This is a genomic window from Marivirga aurantiaca (assembly GCF_016679925.1).
GTDB lineage: Bacteria > Bacteroidota > Bacteroidia > Cytophagales > Cyclobacteriaceae > Marivirga > Marivirga aurantiaca.
On record NZ_JAEQBW010000001.1, the window covers coordinates 397,764 to 419,974 of the forward strand.

Below are 22,211 nucleotides of genomic sequence, written 5' to 3' on the forward strand. Positions count from 1 at the left end.
TGGGATAAGCGTGGAAGCATTGTTTTGTCTTGATTTTTTGTTTCTTTTGTATCAAAACAAAAGAAAGTAAAATAAAATTTGGAAATGAAATGTTAGAAACTCGATATAACGCCTCACTTTTTGACGAAACCTCTGATTTTTGAGGTTTTTCACTGTCAAAACGTTTTATAGGGTGCTTTATAAAATCTACAGAGATGAATTTTACTTCAAAATCAATTTTCATGAGATGCCGAAAAAAGTCCAGCCCCTTTAGTTCAGGACGTTCTCAATAAACAACTATTTCGCCTTTTTAAATTTGAAATCCTTAAGTGCCCGTTTGATTCGTTTGTCAGGCAAAAAGGACATCTTTAACTCACTTATATCCTTTGAAGTAACTTCCTCGGCCGAGTCCTTGCCTTTACTGGATGCATGTACGCTGAATGTCCCCAAGCCATCCAGATGTACATTGCCCCCCATAGATATAAAATAGGGGACAGCCACAACCAGTGCCTCTACTACCCCAACTACATCTGCAGCATGAAAGCTCGAACTTTTGGAGATGTACTCACATACCTGATGAAGACCTATAACCTTCCGGCCGGTAAGCACAGGATAATAACGGACCTGACTGCTTAAACCAGGTTTTTTGCTAACTACTTTGTATTGTATAGACATGATTTGTTTGATTAATAACGTTGCTTTGTGTTATTCAACGCTAGTAATTAATAAAAAGATATATATCTTATATGAAAATTATATATGTTATTTATTATTAAGATATAAAACTTATTAAATATATGTAAGCAGGTTTTAATTGAAAGATGCTTTCTTTCTTAACCTTATCAAATTATAAGTCTGTTCTATAATAAAACCACTACCTACATATAGGTATTTTTCCTTGCTTTTGGTTGAATAATTAGGATTTGACAAAGGGAGAAGCTATGTTCATAGCTTTGAATAAGATAACCGACAAAAAACTGTTTGTAAATGCTTATAAGCGTTTACAGTCGCTTGTTGTCGGTTAATAAAAAATACATTGCGGATAAAACACACTATGGTTATTTTATTCGGATGTTACCAACTATACTAAAATGAAGCTTACTACAGAAATAGAACAGCTAAAGATTCAAACGGATTTATTCAAAGACTTAATAAATGCGATCTCTGGATCGACCATAGGCTTTTCAGAATTAACATCTGTAATTGGACCTATTTTAACTCTTAATGAAACAACACTGAGAAGTGTAATTTTACTTGCTGAGAATAATCATCACAGAGACTTGATTATTCTATCAAGACCTTTTTTAGAATCTGTTATTAATGTTGGATTTATTTGTGCTAAAGGAGATAGTGCGGTTATTGACTCTAAAAAATATGCATACCAGAAAGGATATCGAGATTTATTTCGAGGGATTGACATAAATAGTTTCAAAATTAAAAGTGGTTTTAGTGATTATATAGAAGAATTTGAAAAAGCTGCTCCTAATGAAATGAAAGAAGCTTTGGCTGATTTTACAACCAATAAAGGGAAAGAAATAATGAGTTGGACTCCAGAAACCACTAAAGCTAAACTTGAATTAATTGGAGAAAAATACGGAGGATATGTAAATGGACTTTTGTCATTTGCGTTTTTTTCAATATATCGTGACGTTTCTGAAATTATACACAACAGCTTTTATGGGGTTCGAGTCTATTTAGGAATGCAACAAAAAGATATGACTGCATTTAAAAATGCTGAAGAAGCGGCTGAATATTTCGGTAAACATCAAGAAAACCTTGCAACATTAATACTTCAGCAGATTAATATTTCTGTAAATGCCTTATTGAATATTATAAATCAAAAATTTAAGGTTGATTCTACTGATAAAATCTTCAAGAAATCAAATGACAATTTAGTAGAATATGCAAATAAAGTAAGTACAGTTGGTAACAATGTATAAAAATAATAGCCGAGATACTAGTAAATTCGGGGGTTGTAGCCCGCATCAACTCTCTTGTAGCTTGACAGGAAAGTGCCACGCATTCGGCTACTATTCTTATACTAAACGTTAGGTACAATATTGCAAAATAGAAGATGAAGTTGCGTCAATTAATATTTGTTAAATTTTTGATTGTTGGATTGTTAGTAAGGATAGAGTTGCAAGCAAAGGTTGTCAATCCTTGCGATTCAATAAAACTGTCAATATTGATACAAGAATTTGAGACGAATAATAGCTCAAATCTAGGGAAGCAGATTTCTAAATGTTACAAGGAAAGTAAAAAATATGAAAACGCTTTAAACTGGCATAAAAAGGCAATGGAGATTACTTCTGAGAAATTAGCCACAGACTATTTTGAATTAGCGAAACTGTATTTCCTAACAGACAGAAAAGTAGAAGCAAGAGAAAGTGCACTAAATGCGTTACCTATTGACGCATCATATCATTCTAAAGTATATACTTTGATTGGAGACTTGTATGTGACAAGCTATAAGGAATGTAAGGACGATGATCTCATAAAAAGCAGAGCTATATATATTGCTGCATATGAAATGTATAAAAAGGCAAATAATAAAGAAAGGATGGAACTAGCAGAAAATCAATTTCCATCAAGAGAGGATGTTTTTCATATTCCAAAAGGAGAATTAGTACAAGTAGGTTGTTGGATTGGAGAGGAAGTGGAATTAAAATTCAGAAAAGAAAAATAAAAGTACCTAACATTTGCTAAAAATGTATTTGCTTACTGCTTCTAGATAAGTGAAGAGTAAAATCGCCACAAAGCCAAACACGATATTTCATTTAGATTTAGGTTAAGCAATCAGCTCAGTTTTCTTCTTTTCTCTTTCAATAATTGCGGTTATGGTTTGGCTTCGCTACTTTAGTATTTCATCAGCGAAGTGTGGTAAACGCATTTTAGCTTCGCGTTGTGCACAAGCCAAGCAACCCCATCAATTAAAAATAAATTCCGGGATTTTTTGCATTCTGAAATTTTAGCCATATTATTGCGGTTTCAATAATTGTTATATCAAATGAAAATTGAAAACGTTATACTTTTCCAAATTGACAAAACAAGCAAAATCGCTAAGCTATACTCGCAACGAGAATTTGAAAGATTAGGAATGGGTATAACTGTTGAACAATGGATTTTATTAAAGATAATTGAAGAAAATGATGGTCTAACTCAAAAAGAGCTAGCTGACAAATCTCTCAGAGATCCTGCCTCTATTACAAGAACATTAGACCTATTAAATAAAAAAGAGTTCGTAGAAAGAAAGCCCGTTGAGGATAATAGGCGACAGTACAGCATATGTCTTACAAGAAATGGAAAAACCTTTATTGATAAATTTATGCCCATAATCAATAATCATCGGGCAAAAAGTATTGATGGTATTTCCCAAGATGAGTTAAATACGCTAAATCGACTGCTAGAAAAAATTCAACAAAACATGTATTAAAAAAATTTGCACAAAAAATTGATATATCAACTATTGATATTAAAAGAATGAAAACAATAATTATCTCTATTACTCTTGCCCTAAGTTCATGTAGTATGAAATTATCTACCATTAATAATTCTGATGTCTATAAAACCAGTGAATTGGGTTTTTCACAAGCAGTAGTTTTCAATCAAGTAATCTATGGCTCAGGACAGGTGGGTTGGAACACAGACTACAAGTTACCCGAACATCCCACCTTCAATAATCAATTTGAGCAAACCCTGCAAAACATAGAACACTTATTACAAAACCAAGGGTGCGGTTGGCTAGATGTACTACATCTTAGGTTTTATGTTGTTGATATTAATGCCAGCAAGATAACACGTATAAGCAGTTTTCTAAAAACGACTTATCCAAACAACTATGCACCTGCTACAACTTTGCTTGGTGTATCTGCATTGGCAAGAGAAAACCTTCAAATTGAAATCGAATTCATCGCTAAAATCAAAAAACAATGAAAACATTAATCATTTGCATGGCAATGCTTTCAGTTTGCCAATTTCATCAAAAGACTAACATGAAAGAAATAACCAAAAACAACATGACGGTAAAGTGGGAGATTGAGCAAGGTCTCATCTACTTTGAAATGGAAGCAACTACGGACGGTTGGGTAGCAGTTGGTTTTAATGAAAACAGCTCTTTAACCGGCACATACTTACTAATGGGGCGTGTAAAGGACGAAAAACCCGAAGTTGTAGAGCATTACACATCCAAACCAGGCAGCTACAAACCTATTATTCAATATGGAATAGCTAGCCAAATAACGATCATCTCAGGAACTGAAGCAGGAAATTTTACCAAATTAAAATTTTCGATACCAGTAGCAGCCGCAAGTAAGTATCACAAAGAACTCTTAACTGACAGCAAGTGGACACTGTTAATGGCCTACAGTTTAGATGATGACTTTCAGCATCACTCCATTATGCGAACATCCGTAGACATAAAACTTTAAAATTATGTGCACCAATAAACAAATCAGACCACCCTAAAATCAGGATTTACCCTCACAAATTCAGTAATCATTAATCAAAATTTAAAAAAAAAAATGAACAAAATAATCTTAATGAGCATATTTGCTCTTTTTACCGCTGTAAGCTGCTACGCTCAAAATTCTGACGAGAAAGCTATCAAACAAACAATTATAGGATTCTCGAAAGCAGGAGACGTCAATGATGCCGATAAATTAGCCACCTATTTAGATGACAGTTATCGTATTGTTATGAATAGATTGTTTGGAAGTACGGAAGTCACCATAATGCCTAAGGATGTTTATCTTGAAAAAATCAAAACGAAGGAGTATGGCGGAGATAGCAGAAAGGTTGATATTGAATCCATCACACTAAATGGTACTTCCGCAAGTGCAAAGGTTTCATTTATAGGAACCAAAATGACCTTTGTATCTATCCTGACACTCATAAAAGACGGAGACAATCAATGGAAAATTGTGAGTGATGTACCAATCGTAAAATAGTGCCTGTGCACAACATCGTATGCTAAATGCAATAGCGGTTTGAGTGCGAACTCAAGCCGTTTTTGTATTTAATTGAGTATCTTGCTATTTGAAAGTAAGTAGCATTTAATCCGCTACTGCTCTTATACTAGCCCGTGGTAGGCAATCCCCCCAATAGCTAAGCCATTATTTACTTCGCAAGCTAACGGGAGAGCAGGTAAATTAATCATTCGAGGCATAGCCTGCCCTGACTAATTTGGGATGGTAACTAAAAAGCAATTATATACACACGAGCCCGGCAAATGGTTAAAACAAAGGTTTTGTCCACTATTGGCTTATGAAAAAACAACTCATTACTTCACTTCGTCACCAAACCCTCCTGATGTTCATGGAATTTTTTCATCACATACCTAATTGATCTGTAGGTATTAACCAGTACAGTCCGCATTTCTTTTTTATTGACCCAGATTACCTTTTCAATCCCTTCCTCTTGCTGAGGTTCCATTTTGGAGTCATCGAGGGTATTCATCTGATACCAGGAAGTTTTCTTCAAATGGTTTTTTCCATTTCGAGTGTAGGTATGCCAGGTTTTGCAAATTTTATAGCCAAGTTCTACTTCTATATTACATTCTTCTTCTACCTCCCGAACTGCAGCATCCTCTACTTTTTCCTTCTTTTCCAGTTTCCCTTTGGGTAGGTCCCACTTCTTCAGGCGATAGATAAATAAAATTTTATCGGACTTCATCACAACACCGCCTGCAGCCTTTACTATTTTGAATTTCTTTTTGAATTCACTTACTACCTGATCATAATCATATACCTTACAGGTAAGAGAATCAAGTTTCTTGTTTTTATCGTTTCTGAGGAACTTATAAAAACTATAGATGAAGTCGGAATTTGCCTTTCTTACAAGTACGTCATCAATCAAGTCATCAAATTGAACATCCTCCTTTGTGGCATCAATAATTAAATCATAATGCTCCCTGTCCAGTTCCTTATCCATAGAAACAATATAGAGAGGGACATCATTTATAAATATCTTCATAAATACTTTTTGAAACTCCTTGCAAGTAAAAGAATTATTAACAGTACACAAATTCAGGAAGCTAAATTACTTCAGAAATTTCGATTAAACTCCAATAGTGTGTTCATAAATTCGAGAGAGCGAAGGATGTTTTATCTTCTTGGGATTCAATGGTTGGGATAGCTGGCTTTTCCGCACTGTGAAAAATCACTTGCAACTTAACAGAGACAATATTAATTTAATCTTGTTAATCGGTCATATTTCCTTTGTGAAAAGGATTACATTTGTTTTTCAGTTATTTACTTCATCTAAAATGACATCAAACTTTACGAAAAACATATCCATTTACGGATTAATCATTATTTTTTCATTGACTATTATTTTCCATTTACTGGTGATAGTAGGAGTAGTGCCTTACGAAATAGTATGGGGCGGCCGGCTTACCAATCATTCACAGATGTTGATTTTTGAATCTGTTTCTATCACTATAAATTTATTGATGTTATGGGTTGTTGTCTCTTATGCAGGTTTTTTAAGAAGAAAACTCAATTTAAAATGGTTGAAAGTAGCTTTCTGGGTTATGTTTTTTCTTTTTTCGTTAAACACCATTGGTAATCTGAATTCCAGTAATCAAACAGAGAAAATGATATTCACCCCGGTAACTGTTTTGCTTGCGGTTTTTTGCTTAAGATTGGCATTGAGTAAGCGATCAGGAGAAAGTTTCTGATCACGATTAAAAGAAGTATTTCGTGATCTTCGACTAGTTAGCCCAAAGCCACATCCAACAACATCATTACGGCAAATCCCAACATAGCACCTATAGTGGCTGAATCGGTTTCATTGTCTCTTTGAGAGCTGGGGATTAATTCTTCTACTACCACAAATATCATGGCTCCTGCGGCAAAAGAAAGTGCATAGGGAAGTATTGGTTTAATCGTTGCCACAAGATAAGCCCCGGCTACTCCGGCTATAGGTTCAACAATTCCTGATAATTGTCCATAATTAAATGCTTTTAACCTTGATAGGCCTTCTTGTCTCAGGGGAACTGATATTGCTGCACCTTCGGGAAAATTCTGCAATCCGATTCCTATAGCAAGTGCCACATCCCCAGCCAATTGCCCCGTTTCCGGGCTATTGGCCAAAGCTCCAAAAGCCACTCCAACTGCCAATCCTTCAGGGATATTATGAATGGTTACCGCAAGCACTAACAAAATACTTCTTTGCCAATTGGTTTTAACCCCTTCCGCTTTATCAGTGGAAAGCCCCAAATGTAGGTGTGGAAGAAGTTTATCTATCAAAAAGAGAAATGCCCCACCAAGTAAAAAGCCAACTACAGCAGGAATCCAGGGACTTACATTGGTGGCTTCAGCCGCTTCTATGGCGGGTTTTAAAAGTGACCAGAAGCTTGCAGCTATCATAACTCCGGCAGCAAACCCTAACATAGGCTTTAATATCTTTTTGCTGATTGTTTTAAAAAAGAAAACCAATGAAGCCCCCAGAGTAGTAATACCCCAGGTAAATAAGGTGGCAAAGAGGGCTAGTAATACCGGGTCATATTTCAGAAGCCAATCCATTACTTTTTTTCAATTTCCGGCTGTATGATTAGTTACTAACCTGAGTTCGACTATTATTGAATACCGTCCCCGCTAAGGCGGGGCAGGCTATGCCGCAAAATAAAGACTTACTTTTTTAAAAAGTCTTTATTTATGCGGTATCTCATACTATATACAATGAGATTACGGATACCGCTGTGGCGGCACAAGTTAATTTTCTTTTTTATGAAAAATGTAATCCCGATCCATCGGGACCGAAATAGCCAGTCCCGCACGAGCGGGAACGTTCTAATGAGTTTTTAGTGCAAATTTAAAATCGAACTCAGCCTAATAGGCTCTATTTAATTTTGTAATTCTATCTGAGTTTCAAATTTAGGGTTTTCAATATCCGTGGCATTGATCCAATATTGGGAGGTTGTTACTTTAAATTGATTATTGTCTTTATTTTCAATCTTCCAAAGAATATCATTGGCCTCAGGTAAAGAGGTGTTTTCATCAAGTTGTTCACGAAACAACCGTTTAATGATATTACGATCAGATAAACCTCCCGTTAGTATCTTAAGAAAAAGTTCTTTATCAGTTGGATCGAGCTTGCCATCAGCAGAGATGATCTCACAACCAATTATAGTGGCCAGTGAATTCAGGAACTTTCCATTATAGGCTTTATACAGAAATTGGTTAATATGAAACAGAGGTTCATGTAAATCAATTTCCGGATACTCCTCGCTGATTCTGTCAATGAGCATGTCATTGGATATTTGATCGATTTGACCCTCGTTTAATTTGTCATTCAATTTATAGTTCAATAAAATAGCGGCCGATTCAGCTGGTTCAAATTCTGAAATAGCCATTTTTAGATATTCAAGACGGTTTTCTTTCTTCACTGTTTCAGCCTCAGGAAAGTCAAACAGTTCCAGAAGATTGAGATAGTCTTCGTCAGTCCAATAATCAGGTAATTCATCAACTGTAGTAATATTCTTTATCGTTACTTTAAATTTTGTCATGTCCGGGGGATCTTTTTATTCCTTTATTAGCAACGGGGATAAAGAGTTTTGGATACGCACAAATCTTCTTCTCTTTTCTATTTTGAGGTAATAGTTGGTGTGTTGATATAAAAGAAGTAATCGACAATACTTTTTAAAAATCAATTTTTAGGCTTACTGAATATAAATTTGTGTGTGGGACAACATCCATTAGTCACACAAATTAGAAAACATAATCCCCATCAGCTTCAACTGTGACTTTTAATTCTTTCTTTTCTCTGGAAAAGATATCGTAACCTGTTTTCAGGTTTGCCCAAAAATCAAGTAATTCTTTATTATTACTATACCTGTTTTTGTATGTGTTGAAATTCTGGTTAGTCATTTTAAAAGGAAAAATATAAACAGGGATTTTCATTTGTCCATTATTTCTTGCGTGAATGGCATATAGATAAATCTCTTTTATTTTGTCTGTGGTCATTGGCAAACATCCGATGGTCACGCAGGAGCCATGTATAAATATGTCCCCACCAAGATTATCCGCTTTACTTTTTCTTTTGTCCGATAAGTTGGGGTAATTAATTCCCAGCGATAAATAGAAATTACTAGCGGGATTATATCTGTCAACATGATAAAAACCTTCAGGAACCTGGTAATCCCCTTGTTTTCTTTTGGGGCCTGCCTGCCCTGATTTGGCACATACATCGTAGGTAATAAGTTTTTGATAAGTAAGCTCATCTTTCTTTTTTGCATATAGCTCAAGCTGGTCTTCCTCCTTATAAGCTATTATCAGGATGTTCAGGTTGTCGAGCGCTAATCCATTTTTGAGTAGCTTTTCTGATATAAGCTGTTCTTTGTCTGCAATGGAGGTGCGAACTCGCTGATATCTTTTTTGCTCAGTCAGGAAATCTGTAGGAGATACCAAAGCACTGAGGCTTGTTCCCAATATTATTAAAATAGCAATTTTGTTCATTCGTAAATGATCTTGTTATTTGTTTACCTTCACGCTGCTGAACGTAGCTTCAGACAACTTGCTGTTTTTAATAGAGATAGCACATGCAATTATCCAAATCATGAAGGTGCTTTCAACAATACGTTGGTATAGCCCTGCATATGTTGTTAGAGGATCTGCTATTAAAAGACTTATAAATCCAATACTTACTATAGCGCAAATAATTGAAACATTCGATAATTTGGGGTAAACCTTAAGATTGCGCAAACCAGCTCCCACATTAATGATACTGATAGGAACAAAAATATATGTTAAGAAGCCTGTGAGATTGTGGATTAGTTGTGAGACACTTGGATCAATCAGCTCTTTATTACAGCCTACATCACAAGGAAATAGGCCTACAATGATAGTGGCGATTCCATAAAATAGAGCAATTCCCCCAAAGCCATATTTGATATAAGCTGATGGAGGAAATTTTTTAATTGCTTGAATAGAAAAGATTGTGATGAGTATGCCGCTGGGGATATAACCAAAATACCTTAGTGTTTTACCATAAGGAGTACCAATAGCCATTGACTCACTTATTAATTGCGATACCGGATTGTAATCCTCAAATTGGAAACCACCCAGAACTGAGGCTACAAAAAAGAGTGCAGTACCTAGCAGCCCTACCCAGAAAACTAATTTGTTATTCATTCTTTTTTAAAGACAAGATAGTAATTTACGGACAAGAATATTTCACCTGATAGAAATTTTGTGTTATTTCCCTGATTGGGAAGTACTCAATATAGCTGCTTCCAACATCTTTTTAAACTCATTTTTCTGATCAACAAAAATGGCTAACTTGTTGTAATTTCTTTTAATGCCATACAGTCCAATTAAGGTGTTTTCTTCTTTGAGCGTTATCAGTAAATTGTGGCTTTCCAATTCTCCCAGGGGAGATAATTTTGCAATTCCGTCTTCCTTTTCTATTGACTTACTAAAAGCTTCAATGGATTCAATGTTTTTTAAATCAATAGTAGTTTCATTCAAAATTCCGTAGCGGAGTTTTAATTGATTGTTTTCCAGAACGTAAGGTCTTTTCGGAATAGATTTAATGATACCCCAAACCTGCATGGCAGTGTAGAGGCTGAGTCCGGTAAAAATCCAGGCTACTATGTTGCTCCACCTTACCAATAAAAGGTGAATTACAAAGGTCTCTACAAGGACTATCAAAATAAATACTGCCAATAAAGCAATTGCCCCACTGTTTTTGTGGTGCGTAAACTCATTAGGCTTCAGAATTCTCTTTCGCCAACTTATAAAACCATAGTACATAACAGCAACTTCAGTAGCAAATGGCATTACCGCCCCGCGAGGTAAAAGTTCATAGCAGCTGTCCTTAAGTGCAGTAAAAAAATCAGGGGTAGTTTCCTTTTGCGATCGAAAAGCTTTAACTGCCTTTCTTACTTTGAAAATGATGAAAGAAAGAATCGCAAGCTCAATGAAAGGGAGAGCCCATGTTTTAAAGAGTGCTAAATAATATTGATTTTCAATGGGTATGATTAGAGAGCCAATTATTACACCAATGATTAAAACCGGTACTACGGTAGTATTGGGGATTTTTGTTTTTCTGATTAATAGGAAATAAACCAAAGGAATGGTAAATAAAAGATCAGCTATAATCCCCAGAGATAAGGCAGAAGTATGTTGACTGAATGCAGTTGATTTGGCCAGTAAAATCAATGCTAAAAACAATAAAAGGGGAAGTGCAAGGGCAATAGTTGGACGGTTAAGACTGAGTGATTTTGTCATGTGATCAGTTTTTATGTAACAACTCAATAATTGATTGTATAATGATAAATATCAGTTTATACTTAGTTATACACCGAGTTTTGTTTAAAGTCAGTATATTTTTTAACTCCGCTAGTACATATCTAATATACGGATTTTTTAGGGAAAGAGTAATGTGTGGGAAAGGTATTGTCGGCAGTGGAGGCAGCCCGGCAGAGTAAGATTGCTTCCTGTCAAATACTACTTTATTAAACACTCGCTGATCTTGAGCTTTTCAACTTTCTGATGGAGGAATTCGCCAAATATCCGTCAAATCTCAATAAAAAACTTAATTTTGCAGAAATATTCAGCACAAATAAAACTCTCACATGATTTCAATTGCCAAAGCCGAAATAGCACAAAGAGTAGCTTCAGAACTCCTTCGTATTGGAGCTATCAAAATACAAGCTCAAAAGCCTTTTACCTGGGCTTCAGGATGGAAGTCGCCTATTTATTGTGATAATCGCTTGTCTTTGTCCTTTCCGGAAGTGAGAACAGCTATCAAAAACTATCTAAAAGAAGTGATGTTGCAGGAATTCCCAAAGGCAGAGGCCATTGCAGGTGTTGCTACAGCCGGTATACCGCAGGGAGCACTGTTAGCTGATTTACTGGATTTACCTTTCTTGTATGTGCGTTCGAAGCCTAAAGGGCATGGCATGGAGAATATGATCGAAGGTAAGCTGGAACAAGGCCAACAAATAGTGTTAGTGGAAGACCTGGTTTCCACAGGTGGCAGTTCAATCAAAGCAGCCGATGATATAAAAGCAGCCGGTGGCAAAGTTTTAGGTATGCTTGCCATTTTTACCTATGGTTTTGATGTAGCAGTGCAGAATTTCGAAAAAGCTAATATTTCTTTAGTTTGTCTGAGCAATTACCATTATTTGTTGGAAGAGGCATTAAAGGAAAACTACATTGAGGAAAAAGAGCAGACTACTTTAAAGGACTGGAGAGATAATCCGGCTGAATGGGGTAAGTAATTTCCTGGTCGTTTGGTTGAGAAAATGTCATAAAGTTTGAAATGGGTTTACTCCATGGGAAGTAATATATTTTGGTGAGCTAAGACTGTAAATAGCTTAAGTTGATTCGTAATCAAATAAACATGCCAACCTGCAAACTTGCTCACTTAATAAAACCTAATCACTTCAACACCCAGGCACATCCGCACCTCAAAACTTGTTCACTTTATCACTTTACTAAATCGCTTAACAACTGAAAGCTGAAAGTTCAGGATGTTATCATTATTATCAGGATTCCCAAAGCTTGAAATATTATCGAGGTAGTCTGTTTGTGTATTCCAAAGGCTTATTTTTGCATGAAACCCAAAATCATTGGGTAAAAAATAATAGGCTCCCAGGCTGGTAGGTAAGATCACTGCAAAGTTGGAAACAGACTCCCCCGGGGCTCTGGAGTTCAATTGGTCAGAGAGGTCATTATGGTGTTGGTCATATACCCTAAAGCTAAAAAAACCAAAACCCTGAGCGATGAAAATAGCCCAGTTTTCTTTTTTGACCAGATTGAAAGTAGGTTCTACATGTAGGCTTTGATAAACTGTAGAAGCATAGCTATTGATTTGAAATTCACTTTGATCCAAATAAGCAACCTCTCGGTCTTCGGATTGTACCTTACCTATATTTAAAAATAAAGACAGATTAAGCCTTTTCCTTTTATTGAAATGAAATGAAGCGGAATAATTGCTGCCGGGCTTTTGGTAAGTAGGAGCCAGGTCGGTTTTAGGTAAAACCATTCCTATCCCTATTCCGGTAAACTTATTTTTTTCTACTGCCCTTTCTGTCTCAAATGGTATAGAGTCTTCTTCCTGAGCATAGCTTAATGAAATACAGGAGCAAACCAAAGCAAGTACCAATAATATTCTGAGCATCCACATAGTTTGCAATATAGTTAATCAATGCAAGAATTATGAAAGCTGTGTTTAGATTTTTAATGACAGTCCCTTTCCTCTTTGTAAAATTGGACATAAAAAAACACTAATTAAGAAATCTAAGACCTTCTTAATTAGTGTTTTGATTCTTTGATTTAATTGGTTCCTAGAGGTCAGAAAAATCAAAATCTTCCAGGAACTTGGTAGTAAATTGGCCTGATTTGAATTTTTCATCTTCCATCAATTTAATATGAAATGGAATGGTGGTTTTTATTCCTTCTATCACGAATTCTTCTAAAGCTCTTTTCATTCTCACCAAAACTTCTTCTCTTGACTGGCCAGAAACTATGAGTTTAGCAATCATAGAGTCGTAATAAGGAGGGATTGTATAGCCTGCATAAACGTGACTATCAACTCGTACTCCATGGCCACCTGGTAGGTTTAAGTTAGTGATTTTTCCAGGGCTAGGTCTAAAACCATTTCTAGGATCTTCCGCATTGATACGGCATTCCATTGCAAATAAAGTAGGAAAATAGTTTTGGCCTGAAATGGTTTCCCCGGCAGCTACTTTGATTTGCTCTTTAATCAAATCAAAATTTGTTACTTCCTCAGTGATTGGATGCTCTACCTGTATACGGGTATTCATCTCCATAAAGTAGAAGTTTTTATGTTTATCAACCAAAAATTCTATGGTTCCTGCACCTTCATATCCTATGGCTTCAGCACCTGCAATAGCTGCTTTCCCCATGGCTTCTCTTAATTCATCGGTGATGATAGGAGAGGGAGTCTCCTCTACTAACTTCTGATGTCTTCTTTGAATAGAACAATCTCTTTCTGAAAGGTGACATGCTCTTCCATTCTTATCTCCAACAATTTGGATTTCTATATGGCGAGGCTCTTCAATGAATTTTTCAAGGTACAAGCCATCATTACCAAATGACGCTCCTGCTTCCTGTTTTGCATCATCCCAGGCTTTTTTGAAACCTGCATCATCCTTTACAATCCGCATTCCTTTACCACCACCACCGGCAGTCGCTTTAAGGATAACAGGATAACCCATTTCTTTGGCAATCACTAACCCATCTTTGATGGTGTCAACTAATCCATCTGAACCGGGTATTGTAGGAACACCTGCTTTCTTCATGGTGGCTTTGGCGGTTGCTTTATCACCCATTTGGTTGATCATTTCAGGATCAGCACCAATGAATTTAATGCCATATTCAGCACATATTTTAGAGAATTCGGCATTTTCTGATAAAAATCCGTAGCCGGGATGGATAGCATCTGCATTAGTGATTTCAGCTGCTGATATAATGTTGGGAATGCTCAGATAAGAGAACTTGCTTTGTGGTGGCCCAATACAAACGGCTTCGTCAGCAAATCTAACATGAAGACTGTCTTTGTCTGCGGTGGAATAAACCGCTACAGTTTTAATTCCCATTTCTTTACAGGTTCTTATCACACGTAATGCGATTTCTCCTCTGTTAGCAATTAATATTTTCTTAAACACAACGAATTATTTTTAAGTGAAAATCTCAAATATAAAATGATAGATCAAACCTTATTTCAAGAAGGATCCACTAAAAATAATGGTTGATCATATTCTACAGGGCTAGCATTTTCTACTAATATTTTCACGATTCTACCTGATATATCAGATTCTATCTCATTAAATAATTTCATTGCTTCCACAATACATACTGTGTCCCCGGCTTTTACGCTGTCACCAACATTTACAAATGAAGGAGAATCAGGATTAGGGGTTCTGTAGAATGTGCCAATCATTGGTGATTTGATGGTCAGGTAATTAGCTTCTTCATTGCTGGCTTCAGCAGGTTTTGCTTGTTCTGCCGGAGCAGGGTTGGCAGCTTGCTGAACTGGTGCTGCCTGTTGCTGTGGTTGAGGAGCTGCTGCAGCTTGCACCAATTGAGTTTTTACCTCAGAATTCTTTTTTACCTTAATCTTAAATTCTTCAGTTTCTATGTTTACCTCATCCAGGCCGGATTTTGAAATAAAATCGATTAAGTCTTGAATTTCTTTTGCTTTCATTGCTGTAGGTTTGTTATAGTTATTAGTCTGTTATCTGTTTTCCAATTAGCTAAATTGAATTTTACAATTACTTTTTTACCCGTTCTGCATAAGAGCGAGTACGTGTATCTACTTTTATCCATTCATCCTGCTCTATGAAAAGAGGTACTTTTATTTCAGCACCTGTTTCCACAGTGGCCGGTTTAGTTGCATTAGTAGCCGTATCTCCTTTTATGCCTGGTTCGGTATAAGTTACCTGCATTTCCACAAATGGTGGAAGCTCGCAGCTAAGTGCTTTTTCCGTTTCGGCATGGAAAAGAATTTCTACTTCCTGCCCTTCTTTGAACAAATCAACATTGTCAATCATTTCTTCCGGGATAGAAATTTGTTCAAAAGTGCTACTATCCATAAAGTGAAGTCCTAAATCATCTTTATACAAAAATTGCTGTGGTCTTCTTTCTATTCTTGCAGTAGTTACTTTATGTCCGGCAGTAAAGGTATTATCTAAAACCTTTCCTGTGGATAAGCTTTTTAGTTTAGTTCTTACAAAAGCAGGACCTTTACCGGGTTTTACATGTTGAAATTCGGTAATTACAAACAAGTCGTGATTGTATTCAATACAAAGTCCGTTTCTGAAATCAGCAGTTGTTGCCATTATTTTTATAGAATTAATTTATTATTTCGAATCATATGCCCATTTAACATAAACGGATCCCCATGTAAATCCGCCACCAAAGGCTGCCAATATTAAGTTGTCTCCTTTTTTCAGTTGCTTCTCATACTCCCAAAGACACAAAGGAATTGTGCCGCTGGTAGTATTTCCGTACTTGTGAATGTTTAGCATTACTTTATCAGAATTTACTCCCATTCTGTTGGCTGTAGCGTCTATTATTCTTTTATTAGCCTGGTGTGGTACCAACCATGCTACATCATCTCCAGTAAGATTGTTTTTCTCCATGATTTCAGCAGCTACACTAGCCATATTGGTCACAGCAAATTTAAATACCTGACTCCCTTCCTGAAACACATAATGTTCCTTAGCTAATAAAGTTTCAGGAGTGGCAGGTTTTCTGCTTCCCCCGGCTTTCATGTGCAAAAATTGCTCCCCTGATCCATCGGTATGGAGGATAGAATCTTTTATGCCATAACCTTCGGTATCAGGCTCCAATAACACAGCTCCGCCACCATCTCCAAATATAATACAAGTTTGCCGGTCAGTATAATCTATAATAGAAGACATTTTATCAGCTCCTACCACAATAACTTTTTTGTATTTTCCGGTTTCAATAAATTGTGATGCAGTACTTAGTGCAAAAAGGAAACCTGAGCAGGCAGCTTGCAAATCGTAGCTGAATGCATTAATAGCTCCTACGTTGTGCGATATAACATTAGCAGTAGCAGGAAATAGCATATCGGGAGTGGTGGTAGCGCAAATTAAAAGATCGATGTCTTTTGCATCTGTGCCGGTCTTCTCTAAAAGGCCTTTTACAGCACCTGTTCCAATTACGGAAGTACCCTGGTTTTCTCCTTTTAGGATTCGTCTTTCCTTAATACCTGTTCTGGAGGTGATCCACTCATCGTTGGTCTCCACCATTGTCTCTAACTCCTTGTTAGTAAGTACGTAATCAGGTACCCATCCATGTACTCCTGTGATAGCAGCTGTTATTTTATTCATATTATTTGTTTGCTTTTCTTCGCTTATCAAATGCTAATATATATAATTATTGATGTCAAGCCCGACAAAAAGCTAAGAAATACGTTGTTTTAAGGATAACAATCCTTTGGTTAAGATGATATTTAAATTCAGACTTATCAGAATGCTATTATTTATTAAGTAATAAGTGCGTGGCTTTCTTCAACACTAATTAATGCCCTGGTTAAATGGGAAAAAAAGTGTAGATCTTCATCATAAAAAGGAATCTATAGTAGATGTCCGTTTTATGATGCTGGAATAACCCGGGAAAGCCTCTAATAAAAAAAGCTTTGCTGTTGAGCAAAGCTTTAAAATAATTTTATAGAAATTTTATACTAAAACTTCTTTTTCCATTACTACATTACCTTTATAGTATAATTTACCTTCATGCCAGTGGGCTCTGTGAGGCAAATGAGCTTCTCCGGTTGTTGGGCAAATTGCTAATAATTTTGCCGTTCCTTTCTTATGTGTTCTTCTTTTATCTCTTCTGGTTCTCGAGATTTTTCTTTTAGGATGCGCCATTTTTATTTCTATTTATAATTCTTAATTCTTGTTTTTTAAATTCTTTAATGCTGCCCATCGTGGGTCTATATCCTCTTTTTCTTCATCTTCAGATTCCAAAGAGTCATCAATATAAATGTATTCGTCAGTATCCTCATCCTCAACTACTTCATCGGGATGAATTTTCTTTAATGGAACCTCCAGAGCAACTGTTTCATAGATGAAATGAGCCAGATTTATGGTTTGGGTGTTTTTGGTAATAACAAAAACATCTTCCTCTAATTCAGCTTCCTCTTCTCCATATTTAAAGAGTACTTTTTTCTTAATATCAACAGGCTTCTCAAAAGGTTTTAAGCTTCTGTCACAAATCAAATTAAGAAATCCATTAAAGTCAACACTTGCTTCAATCATATTCTCTCTTTTATCAAGAGTTATTCTGACCAAAAGCTTACCGCTTTCAACGATTTCCCCTTCAAATTGACTAAAAAAGGCATCTGAAATAGGGTATTCATATTCGTGCAGCTTATTGCTGAGCTTATATATTTGAATATCAAATTCCTTCAACTTTTCCATCCCACCTAAATTAAGAGCGCAAAGATAAATAATTTATTTTATTATGCTAAATCCATTCAAGAATATTCTTTCCTGTTTTTCAAGATTTCCAATGCAAGAAACAAAGCTTGTCTCATAGAAGTTTCATCTGCAAGGTTTTTCCCCGTTATATCATAAGCTGTACCATGGTCAGGAGAAGTTCTCACAAAGGGTAACCCGGCTGTGAAATTTACTCCATTGGCAAATGCTAGTGTTTTAAATGGAATCAATCCCTGGTCATGGTACATGGCCAAAACAGCATCAAATTTCTTGTATTGACCATTTCCAAAGAATCCATCTGAAGGAAATGGGCCAAAAACCAATTTACCTTTGTCTTTCCATTCCTGGATCAGTGGCTTGAGCATTTCCTCGTCTTCTGTCCCAATCACTCCGCCATCGCCTGCATGCGGATTTAATCCTAAAACAGCAATTCTTGGTTTGGCAATACCAAAATCTATTTTCAAAGACTTTTCCAGTATGCTTAATTTTTTGTTGATTTTCTCTTTCGTTACCTTTTGTGCCACCTCACTTATAGGAATATGGCCAGTTACCACGCCTACCCGTAATCCTTCATCGACCAGCAACATCAGGCTTTCATCAACCCCTGAAGCTTGTGCCAGGTATTCTGTGTGGCCTGCAAATTTAAATTCATCTGACTGAATATTATGTTTATTAATAGGAGCGGTAACAATAGCATCTACTTTTCCGGCAAGGGCATCTTCCACAGCTTGCTTTATACTGATAAGTGCATATTTGCCGCCATCTGCAGTGGACTCACCCATAGTGATATTAATAGTGTCCTCCCACAGGTTAAGCACGTTAAGTTTTTTGTGGCTCAATTCATCCAGTTTTTTAAGCTGAAAATAATTAAAATCACGGATATTGAGTGCTTTTCTATAATACGACAAAATTTTACCTGAACCGTACACGACCGGAGTCATCATTTTTATGATCCTGGCGTCTTCCAATGCTTTGATAATTACTTCAGGAGCAATGCTGTTTACATCACCAATGGTGATGGCTATAATTGGTTTATCAGTTTCTTCCATATTGAGGTAATTTCGATGTTTTTCAGATTTACTGAAAATATTATGCTTAAATTCTGTGCAATTTAGTTTTTTTTTATCTGCTTTGAAAAATGAAGCAGGTACGCGCTAAAAAACATTTGGGTCAACACTTTTTGAAAGATCAAAATATAGCTCAAAAAATAGTAAATAGTTTGACAGGCCATAATGGCTACAATGATTTACTGGAAATTGGGCCTGGCACAGGTGTGCTTACTCAGTACATTCTTGAGGAGGGTAAATTCAATACTTTGTTTTTGGACGTGGACAAAGAATCTATTGATTTTTTACAGGAGAAATATCCGGAGGTCAGGGAGAAAATGATATTGGCTGATTTCCTGCATGTGGATATATCCAAATATTTCCCGGGACAATTTGCTGTAATAGGCAATTTTCCCTACAATATTTCAACACAAATATTTTTCAAAGTTTTAGAACACCGAACGCTTGTTTCCGAGGTAGTAGGCATGCTTCAGAAAGAAGTAGCCCAACGTATTGCAGCCGGCCCTGGAAATAAAACGTATGGGATACTAAGTGTTTTGCTCCAGGCTTATTATGACGTAGAATACTTATTTGAAGTGCCTCCTAATGTTTTTGTGCCACCACCCAAGGTAACATCTGCAGTTTTGCGTTTAAAAAGAAATAAAACCAAAACATTAGGCTGCGATGAAAAGTTGTTTTTCAGAGTAGTAAAACAAGGGTTTAACAATAGAAGGAAGACTCTTCGGAATGCGTTAAAAACTTTTGAGCTGATGGATGACGTTAAATCCTTGACTATAATGGATAAAAGGGCAGAGCAGTTAAGTGTGGCAGATTTTGTGGAATTAACAAATTATATAGCAGGTGGAGAAAGTAGAGCAATTTGAATTATCTAAAGAGTACCTAGAGAAGCTCCAGCAGGCCATTAAGGAAATGGACGATGTGTTTATTCTCAACACATTGGAAGGCATTAATCCTGCGGATATATCCACTATTTTATTGGAGTTCAGCACAGATGAGTCCAAATATGTGTTGGATGTGCTGGATTACGAGGTGAGTGCCGAGGTTATTAATGACCTTGATGAGGATACTCGTGCCAAATTCCTGAAGAATTTCAAGAATAAGGAAATATCCCTCATGTTGAATGAGCTTGATTCGGATGATGCCGTGGATATTATCAATGAGCTTCCACTAAAAGATAGAGAGGAAGTAATTGCCTTAATTGAGAATAAGGAAAAGGCTAAGAATATTCTGGATCTTTTACGCTACGAAGAAGATGTAGCCGGAGGTCTGATGGCCAAGGAATTGGTAAAAGCCAACGTGAACTGGTCGGTAAGGCAATGTATTGAGGAAATCAGGAGACAGGCGGAAAATGTTGAAAAGATCTATTCAGTATATGTAGTGGATGATCAGAATATTTTATTGGGCAGAGTTTCTTTAAAAAGAATTATCCTGGCCGAAGATCATGTGAAAGTAAAAGATCTGTATGATGATGAGGTAATTGCTGTTGAAACCTATATGGATGAGGTGGATGTAGCTGAAATCATGAGGAAATACGATTTGGATGCCGTACCTGTTGTGAACGTACAAGGTAAACTGATGGGGCGTATTACTATCGATGATATTGTGGATGTTATCACAGAGTTGGCAGAGGAAGAGCGTCAAATGATGGCGGGTATATCCGAAGATGTGGAGGAAGATGATAGTGTGTGGATGCTGACACGCGCCCGTTTGCCCTGGCTGATAATAGGGATGTTCGGAGGGTTGTTAGGTGCGCAATTTATCGGGGTATTTGAGGAAGATATTTTATTGGTGCCTGCCATGGCATTTTTTATTCCATTGATTACGGCTACTGGTGGAAACGTAGGGATACAATCTTCCTCTATTGTGTTACAAAGTTTGGCCAATAAATCGGTTTTCGATGATTCATTCCTTAAAAGAATCACTAAAGTATTACTGGTTGCCTTGTTGAATGGAATTGTAATAGCAGGCATAGTAATGGGAATGAATTTGATATTAGGGCAGGAGATGAGATTGGCCCTGGTAGTATCTTTAGCATTGTTTACAGTTGTGCTTTTAGCTTCCTTTATGGGAACTGTAACACCCTTGGTTTTGGATCGTTTTGGAATAAACCCGGCATTGGCAGCCGGTCCTTTTATTACTACTGCCAATGATTTGTTAGGGCTATTGGTCTATTTCTCAGTAGCTCATTTACTTTATTACGGTTAAAAAATGAATGTCCTGATTATAGATAAAATGCACGATAGTATCCATGGCTTGTTAAAAGCTATTGGAGTAAATGCAGACTACCAACCAGATATCACCAGGGAAAAGATACTTCAAATTATTTCTTCTTATGAGGGACTGATTGTGCGTAGCAAAACCTATATTGATGCAGAAGTTTTGTCCAGGGGCAAAAACCTGAAATTTGTGGCGCGTGCTGGTGCAGGTATTGATAATGTGGATATGGAAGTAATGAATGCAAGGAATATCACCTTGTTAAATGCTCCTGAAGGAAACAGAGATGCCCTGGCGGAACATTGTATTGGGATTTTACTTGCCTTGTTGAACAAAATACATGTTGCAGATCAGGAAGTAAGGAATGGCAAGTGGGACAGAGAAGGTAGCAGAGGAGTAGAACTCATGGGGAAAACCATAGGCTTATTAGGTTATGGTTTTATGGGGGAGGCATTTGCCAAACGTTTACAATCTTTTGGTTGTGAAATAATAGCTTATGATAAAGATAAGTCTGGTTTCGGTAATGAATATGTGAAGGAAGTGTCCCTCAGCGAATTGAAAGAAAAAACACAAATATTAAGTATACATATTCCCTTGATAAAAGAAAATCGAGCTTTGATTGATAAATCCTACCTCACTTCTTTTAAGCGATTAGACTACCTTGTAAATACCTCACGTGGTGAAGTGCTGGTGCTGGAGGATTTGCTTAGCTTGCTACAAGCCCAATCCCTTAAAGGAGCAGCACTTGATGTTTTGGAAAATGAAAAAATAAATAGCTTATCTTCTCATGAACAATCTGTTTTTGAACAACTGGTTCAACTTCCTCAAACCGTTCTGACTCCTCATGTTGCGGGCTGGTCTTTTGAGTCATATCAAAAAATAAATGAAATACTTACCTTCAAAATTGAAAAATTAGTCGAAAAAAGAACCGATTTTTAAAAAATAAATAAAACTGATAGTAAAATACATTTAACTTAGTATTAGTATTGCATAGCATTGCCAATTTTGTGAGC

General features: G+C 36.5%; 26 protein-coding genes. 11 read left to right on the forward strand and 15 right to left on the reverse strand.

The genetic code is table 11. The features are described from left to right. Window positions 1-276 precede the first annotated feature (276 nt). Complete coding sequence (locus JKA74_RS01690; protein ID WP_201429420.1) at window positions 277-654, reverse strand: HU family DNA-binding protein; 378 nt, start codon at window positions 652-654, stop codon at window positions 277-279. 416 nt (window positions 655-1,070) lie between these two features. Here JKA74_RS01690 and JKA74_RS01695 point away from each other — a divergent pair, with 416 nt between their 5' ends. The 6 genes from JKA74_RS01695 (at window position 1,071) to JKA74_RS01720 (ending at window position 4,925) form a co-directional block, all read left to right on the forward strand. Then, entirely contained in the window at window positions 1,071-1,919 is an 849-nt protein-coding gene (locus tag JKA74_RS01695; RefSeq protein WP_201429421.1) for a DUF5677 domain-containing protein, read from the forward strand. Window positions 1,920-2,059: 140 nt separating this feature from the next. Next, complete coding sequence (locus JKA74_RS01700) at window positions 2,060-2,665, forward strand: tetratricopeptide repeat protein (protein WP_201429422.1); 606 nt, start codon at window positions 2,060-2,062, stop codon at window positions 2,663-2,665. 321 nt (window positions 2,666-2,986) lie between these two features. Further along, window positions 2,987-3,412 (forward strand): MarR family winged helix-turn-helix transcriptional regulator, encoded by a 426-nt coding sequence (locus JKA74_RS01705; protein WP_201429423.1) that lies wholly within the window; start codon window positions 2,987-2,989, stop codon window positions 3,410-3,412. 47 nt (window positions 3,413-3,459) lie between these two features. Continuing rightward, entirely contained in the window at window positions 3,460-3,912 is a 453-nt protein-coding gene (locus JKA74_RS01710) for a RidA family protein (protein WP_201429424.1), read from the forward strand. Beyond that, on the forward strand, window positions 3,909-4,406 hold the full coding sequence (locus tag JKA74_RS01715; RefSeq protein ID WP_201429425.1) for a DOMON domain-containing protein: 498 nt from the start codon (window positions 3,909-3,911) through the stop codon (window positions 4,404-4,406). Before JKA74_RS01710 ends, JKA74_RS01715 begins: the two co-directional genes overlap by 4 nt. A 93-nt stretch (window positions 4,407-4,499) precedes the next feature. After that, complete coding sequence (locus tag JKA74_RS01720; protein WP_201429426.1) at window positions 4,500-4,925, forward strand: nuclear transport factor 2 family protein; 426 nt, start codon at window positions 4,500-4,502, stop codon at window positions 4,923-4,925. A 337-nt stretch (window positions 4,926-5,262) separates the two neighbouring features. Here JKA74_RS01720 and JKA74_RS01725 read toward each other — a convergent pair whose 3' ends face one another. Beyond that, window positions 5,263-5,949, reverse strand: a complete 687-nt coding sequence (locus JKA74_RS01725) for an NUDIX hydrolase (RefSeq protein WP_201429427.1) — start codon at window positions 5,947-5,949, stop codon at window positions 5,263-5,265. A 292-nt stretch (window positions 5,950-6,241) separates the two neighbouring features. Between JKA74_RS01725 and JKA74_RS01730 the strand changes: the two genes are divergently transcribed. Continuing rightward, on the forward strand, window positions 6,242-6,655 hold the full coding sequence (locus tag JKA74_RS01730) for a hypothetical protein (protein ID WP_201429428.1): 414 nt from the start codon (window positions 6,242-6,244) through the stop codon (window positions 6,653-6,655). 37 nt (window positions 6,656-6,692) lie between these two features. Here JKA74_RS01730 and JKA74_RS01735 read toward each other — a convergent pair whose 3' ends face one another. The 5 genes from JKA74_RS01735 to JKA74_RS01755 form a co-directional block, all read right to left on the reverse strand. Next, a complete protein-coding gene (locus JKA74_RS01735; protein ID WP_201429429.1) occupies window positions 6,693-7,502 on the reverse strand; it encodes a ZIP family metal transporter in 810 nt (269 codons plus the stop codon). A gap of 320 nt (window positions 7,503-7,822) precedes the next feature. After that, on the reverse strand, window positions 7,823-8,485 hold the full coding sequence (locus JKA74_RS01740) for a hypothetical protein (RefSeq protein WP_201429430.1): 663 nt from the start codon (window positions 8,483-8,485) through the stop codon (window positions 7,823-7,825). A gap of 202 nt (window positions 8,486-8,687) precedes the next feature. Continuing rightward, entirely contained in the window at window positions 8,688-9,434 is a 747-nt protein-coding gene (locus JKA74_RS01745) for a L,D-transpeptidase family protein (protein ID WP_201429431.1), read from the reverse strand. Window positions 9,435-9,449: 15 nt separating this feature from the next. Then, entirely contained in the window at window positions 9,450-10,109 is a 660-nt protein-coding gene (locus JKA74_RS01750; protein WP_201429432.1) for a DUF998 domain-containing protein, read from the reverse strand. Between the two features lie 63 nt (window positions 10,110-10,172). Then, window positions 10,173-11,207: a hypothetical protein gene (locus tag JKA74_RS01755; RefSeq protein ID WP_201429433.1), complete on the reverse strand. Its 1,035-nt coding sequence runs from the start codon at window positions 11,205-11,207 to the stop codon at window positions 10,173-10,175. Between the two features lie 350 nt (window positions 11,208-11,557). On the opposite strand from JKA74_RS01755, the gene pyrE reads away from it, so the two are divergent. Further along, a complete protein-coding gene (pyrE, locus tag JKA74_RS01760; RefSeq protein WP_407659036.1) occupies window positions 11,558-12,202 on the forward strand; it encodes an orotate phosphoribosyltransferase in 645 nt (214 codons plus the stop codon). 200 nt (window positions 12,203-12,402) lie between these two features. On the opposite strand, the gene JKA74_RS01765 is transcribed toward pyrE, so the two are convergent. The 8 genes from JKA74_RS01765 to pdxA form a co-directional block, all read right to left on the reverse strand. After that, window positions 12,403-13,104 (reverse strand): hypothetical protein, encoded by a 702-nt coding sequence (locus JKA74_RS01765; protein ID WP_201429434.1) that lies wholly within the window; start codon window positions 13,102-13,104, stop codon window positions 12,403-12,405. Between the two features lie 166 nt (window positions 13,105-13,270). Beyond that, entirely contained in the window at window positions 13,271-14,614 is a 1,344-nt protein-coding gene (gene accC / locus JKA74_RS01770) for an acetyl-CoA carboxylase biotin carboxylase subunit (protein ID WP_201429435.1), read from the reverse strand. Window positions 14,615-14,670: 56 nt separating this feature from the next. After that, window positions 14,671-15,153 (reverse strand): acetyl-CoA carboxylase biotin carboxyl carrier protein, encoded by a 483-nt coding sequence (gene accB / locus JKA74_RS01775; protein ID WP_201429436.1) that lies wholly within the window; start codon window positions 15,151-15,153, stop codon window positions 14,671-14,673. Window positions 15,154-15,220: 67 nt separating this feature from the next. Beyond that, window positions 15,221-15,787: an elongation factor P gene (gene efp / locus JKA74_RS01780; RefSeq protein ID WP_201429437.1), complete on the reverse strand. Its 567-nt coding sequence runs from the start codon at window positions 15,785-15,787 to the stop codon at window positions 15,221-15,223. Between the two features lie 21 nt (window positions 15,788-15,808). Then, entirely contained in the window at window positions 15,809-16,807 is a 999-nt protein-coding gene (locus tag JKA74_RS01785; RefSeq protein ID WP_201429438.1) for a beta-ketoacyl-ACP synthase III, read from the reverse strand. A gap of 348 nt (window positions 16,808-17,155) precedes the next feature. Continuing rightward, complete coding sequence (gene rpmF, locus JKA74_RS01790; protein ID WP_201429439.1) at window positions 17,156-17,347, reverse strand: 50S ribosomal protein L32; 192 nt, start codon at window positions 17,345-17,347, stop codon at window positions 17,156-17,158. A gap of 21 nt (window positions 17,348-17,368) precedes the next feature. Further along, window positions 17,369-17,899: a YceD family protein gene (locus JKA74_RS01795; protein ID WP_201429440.1), complete on the reverse strand. Its 531-nt coding sequence runs from the start codon at window positions 17,897-17,899 to the stop codon at window positions 17,369-17,371. A gap of 56 nt (window positions 17,900-17,955) precedes the next feature. Then, complete coding sequence (gene pdxA / locus JKA74_RS01800) at window positions 17,956-18,966, reverse strand: 4-hydroxythreonine-4-phosphate dehydrogenase PdxA (protein WP_201429441.1); 1,011 nt, start codon at window positions 18,964-18,966, stop codon at window positions 17,956-17,958. Window positions 18,967-19,055: 89 nt separating this feature from the next. Between pdxA and rsmA the strand changes: the two genes are divergently transcribed. Genes rsmA through JKA74_RS01815 form a run of 3 tightly spaced genes read left to right on the forward strand, consistent with a single transcriptional unit; the run spans window position 19,056 to window position 22,137 of the window. Continuing rightward, entirely contained in the window at window positions 19,056-19,847 is a 792-nt protein-coding gene (gene rsmA, locus JKA74_RS01805; protein WP_201429442.1) for a 16S rRNA (adenine(1518)-N(6)/adenine(1519)-N(6))-dimethyltransferase RsmA, read from the forward strand. Further along, window positions 19,825-21,189, forward strand: a complete 1,365-nt coding sequence (gene mgtE, locus JKA74_RS01810) for a magnesium transporter (RefSeq protein ID WP_201429443.1) — start codon at window positions 19,825-19,827, stop codon at window positions 21,187-21,189. Before rsmA ends, mgtE begins: the two co-directional genes overlap by 23 nt. Before the next feature lie 3 nt (window positions 21,190-21,192). Beyond that, a complete protein-coding gene (locus JKA74_RS01815; RefSeq protein ID WP_201429444.1) occupies window positions 21,193-22,137 on the forward strand; it encodes an NAD(P)-dependent oxidoreductase in 945 nt (314 codons plus the stop codon). The last annotated feature ends 74 nt before the right edge of the window (window positions 22,138-22,211 follow it).

What these genes read in the sequence shown, in the direction of transcription:
- JKA74_RS01690 (WP_201429420.1), bottom strand. Translation starts at nt 654, where the DNA reads ATGTCTATACAATACAAAGTAGTTAGCAAAAAACCTGGTTTAAGCAGT.
- JKA74_RS01695 (WP_201429421.1), top strand. Translation starts at nt 1,071, where the DNA reads ATGAAGCTTACTACAGAAATAGAACAGCTAAAGATTCAAACGGATTTA.
- JKA74_RS01705 (WP_201429423.1), top strand. Translation starts at nt 2,987, where the DNA reads ATGAAAATTGAAAACGTTATACTTTTCCAAATTGACAAAACAAGCAAA.
- JKA74_RS01710 (WP_201429424.1), top strand. Translation starts at nt 3,460, where the DNA reads ATGAAAACAATAATTATCTCTATTACTCTTGCCCTAAGTTCATGTAGT.
- JKA74_RS01715 (WP_201429425.1), top strand. Translation starts at nt 3,909, where the DNA reads ATGAAAACATTAATCATTTGCATGGCAATGCTTTCAGTTTGCCAATTT.
- JKA74_RS01720 (WP_201429426.1), top strand. Translation starts at nt 4,500, where the DNA reads ATGAACAAAATAATCTTAATGAGCATATTTGCTCTTTTTACCGCTGTA.
- JKA74_RS01725 (WP_201429427.1), bottom strand. Translation starts at nt 5,949, where the DNA reads ATGAAGATATTTATAAATGATGTCCCTCTCTATATTGTTTCTATGGAT.
- JKA74_RS01730 (WP_201429428.1), top strand. Translation starts at nt 6,242, where the DNA reads ATGACATCAAACTTTACGAAAAACATATCCATTTACGGATTAATCATT.
- JKA74_RS01735 (WP_201429429.1), bottom strand. Translation starts at nt 7,502, where the DNA reads ATGGATTGGCTTCTGAAATATGACCCGGTATTACTAGCCCTCTTTGCC.
- JKA74_RS01740 (WP_201429430.1), bottom strand. Translation starts at nt 8,485, where the DNA reads ATGACAAAATTTAAAGTAACGATAAAGAATATTACTACAGTTGATGAA.
- JKA74_RS01745 (WP_201429431.1), bottom strand. Translation starts at nt 9,434, where the DNA reads ATGAACAAAATTGCTATTTTAATAATATTGGGAACAAGCCTCAGTGCT.
- JKA74_RS01750 (WP_201429432.1), bottom strand. Translation starts at nt 10,109, where the DNA reads ATGAATAACAAATTAGTTTTCTGGGTAGGGCTGCTAGGTACTGCACTC.
- JKA74_RS01755 (WP_201429433.1), bottom strand. Translation starts at nt 11,207, where the DNA reads ATGACAAAATCACTCAGTCTTAACCGTCCAACTATTGCCCTTGCACTT.
- JKA74_RS01765 (WP_201429434.1), bottom strand. Translation starts at nt 13,104, where the DNA reads ATGCTCAGAATATTATTGGTACTTGCTTTGGTTTGCTCCTGTATTTCA.
- accB (WP_201429436.1), bottom strand. Translation starts at nt 15,153, where the DNA reads ATGAAAGCAAAAGAAATTCAAGACTTAATCGATTTTATTTCAAAATCC.
- efp (WP_201429437.1), bottom strand. Translation starts at nt 15,787, where the DNA reads ATGGCAACAACTGCTGATTTCAGAAACGGACTTTGTATTGAATACAAT.
- JKA74_RS01785 (WP_201429438.1), bottom strand. Translation starts at nt 16,807, where the DNA reads ATGAATAAAATAACAGCTGCTATCACAGGAGTACATGGATGGGTACCT.
- rpmF (WP_201429439.1), bottom strand. Translation starts at nt 17,347, where the DNA reads ATGGCGCATCCTAAAAGAAAAATCTCGAGAACCAGAAGAGATAAAAGA.
- JKA74_RS01795 (WP_201429440.1), bottom strand. Translation starts at nt 17,899, where the DNA reads ATGGAAAAGTTGAAGGAATTTGATATTCAAATATATAAGCTCAGCAAT.
- pdxA (WP_201429441.1), bottom strand. Translation starts at nt 18,966, where the DNA reads ATGGAAGAAACTGATAAACCAATTATAGCCATCACCATTGGTGATGTA.
- rsmA (WP_201429442.1), top strand. Translation starts at nt 19,056, where the DNA reads ATGAAGCAGGTACGCGCTAAAAAACATTTGGGTCAACACTTTTTGAAA.
- JKA74_RS01815 (WP_201429444.1), top strand. Translation starts at nt 21,193, where the DNA reads ATGAATGTCCTGATTATAGATAAAATGCACGATAGTATCCATGGCTTG.